Here is a 2325-nt window from a genome sequence, read left to right as displayed (position 1 = left end):
GTCCACGATCGAGGGACTGCTGGATCTCGGACACACGGTATTCGTCGAGGCCAGCCCGCATCCGGTGCTGACCATCGGCATCCAGGACACCGCCGACGCCACCGACACCCCCATCATCACCACCGGATCGCTGCGCCGCGACGACGGCGGATCTGCCCGCTTCCTGGCCGCGCTGGCCGAACTGTCCGTACGAGGGGTGACGGCGGACTGGCGGCAGGCGTTCGGAGCCCTCGGCGCCCAGCACGTCGACTTGCCGACGTACCCATTCCAGCGGGAGCGCTTCTGGGTCGAGCCCACTGCCCGGGGCGTGGTCCGAGACGGGGACACCATCGCGGACAGCGAGTTCTGGGCCGCCATCGAGCGCGAAGACGCCGCGTCGCTGGCGACCGTTCTGGAGGTCGATGACGCGTCGCTGGGTGACCTGCTGCCCGCCTTGTCGGCCTGGCGCCGTCGGCGGCACGAGAGGTCCGCGCTTGAGGCGATTCGGTACCAGGTCAACTGGAAGCCGCTCGCCGACGACCAGGCCGCGACGCTGTCGGGCTCTTGGCTGGTTGTGGTTTCCCAGGCCGATGCCCAGCATGAGTGGGTCTCCGGCGTGTGCGAGGCACTCGCTCAGCACGGGGCCGAGCCAGTGGTGTGTCCGGTGGACGAGCGACACATGGATCGCGCCGTGCTGTCGGCCCATCTGACGAGCCTGACCACTGCGACCGGCCTGACGAGCACGACCGGCACGACTGGCACGACCGGCACAAGCAGTGCGACGGATGTCAGGGGCGTGGTGTCGCTGGTCGCCCTGGACCAGCGGCCGCACCCGGACTTCGCCTCCGTTCCCGTCGGTTTCGCGATGACGGTGCTGTTGACCCAGGCTTTGGGCGACGCGGGTGTGGAGGCCCCGCTGTGGAGCCTGACCCAACGAGCCGTATCGACCGGCCCCGGGGACACCCTCGCCGAACCCGCACCCGCACCCGCACCCGCATCGGCGCTGGTGTGGGGTATCGGCCGAGTGATCGCGCTCGAGCAGCCACTGCGCTGGGGTGGTCTGATCGATCTGCCGACCGAGGTGAACGCGAGGGCATACGCGCAACTGGCAAGGGTCCTGTCGGGCGTTTCAGGCGAGGACCAGGTCGCCATCCGGGCGGTGGGGACCTTCGGGCGCAGGCTCGCCCACGCCCCCGCGTTGCGGACCGACCTGCCGTCCTGGAATCCGAGCGGGACCGTACTGGTCACCGGAGGCACCGGAGCACTGGGCGGCCACATCGCGCGATGGCTGGCGCAGCAGGGCGCGGAGCACCTCGTGCTGACCAGTCGGCGAGGCATGGCCGCACCCGGGGCGTCCGAGCTCGTCGCTGACCTGGAGATGGCCGGAGCGGCGGTGACGGTGGCCGAGTGCGATGTGGCCGAACGAGCCCAACTGGCCGCGCTGATAGCCGAGATCGGCCCGCTGACGGCAGTGGTGCACACGGCCGCCCTGCTGGACGACGCGACGGTCGAGTCCCTGACCACCGAGCAACTGCACCGGGTACTGCGCGTCAAGGCCGACGGTGCGATGCATCTGCACGAGCTGACCCGCGACATGGAGCTGTCCGCGTTCGTGCTCTTCTCCTCCTTGTCCGGGACCGTCGGTACACCGGGGCAGGGCAATTACGCACCGGGCAACGCCTTCCTCGACACGCTGGCCGAGTGCCGCAGGGCCCAGGGCCTGGTGGCCACCTCCGTGGCCTGGGGCCTTTGGTCCGGTGGTGGTATGGGGGAGACCGAAGCCGGTGAGGTGGCCCGGCGACATGGTGTTCCGGCGCTCTCCCCCGAACTGGCGGTGGCCGCTCTCCGCACGGCCGTCGAGCAGGGCGACACGGTGGTCACCGTCGCCGACATCGAATGGGAACGCCACTACGCCGCCTTCACCGCCACCAGGCCGAGCCCCCTGCTCGCCGACCTTCCGGAAGTACGGCGACTCGTCGACGCGGGAGCCGCTTCCGTCGTCGAGAAGACGGGCGCCGACCGATCCGGACTCGGTGAGCGTTTGGCCGGGCTCGACGGGGCCGGGCAGCGGCGACTGCTGCTCGACTTGGTGCGCCGCAATGTCGCGGTGGTGCTCGGGCATACCGACCCGGAGCGCGTGCCGTCCCATCGCGCCTTCAAGGAGCTCGGTTTCGACTCGGTGACGGCCGTCGAATTCCGCAACCGGTTGGGTGCCGCGACCGGTTTGCGGCTGCCGGCCACTGCCGTATTCGACTACCCGACGCCGCTCGCCCTTGCGGAATACGCGTGTTCCGAACTGCTGGGGACGGCCGCAGAGCCCCTGCACACCGAGCCGAGCGGGTCCCT

The 2325-nt window shown here is 70.3% G+C and carries 1 protein-coding gene; it reads left to right on the top strand.

Annotation, left to right across the window (positions count from 1 at the left end; all coding sequences use genetic code 11):
- Positions 1 to 2325: SDR family NAD(P)-dependent oxidoreductase (locus tag KN815_RS47470; RefSeq protein ID WP_216347968.1), on the top strand; the 2325-nt coding region annotated here is incomplete at both ends.

Source organism: Streptomyces niphimycinicus (assembly GCF_018883605.1).
In the GTDB taxonomy this organism is placed as follows: Bacteria; Actinomycetota; Actinomycetes; order Streptomycetales; family Streptomycetaceae; genus Streptomyces; species Streptomyces niphimycinicus.
Note: the sequence above shows the minus strand (reverse complement) of the source record. Positions and strands in the feature narration are given on the sequence as shown.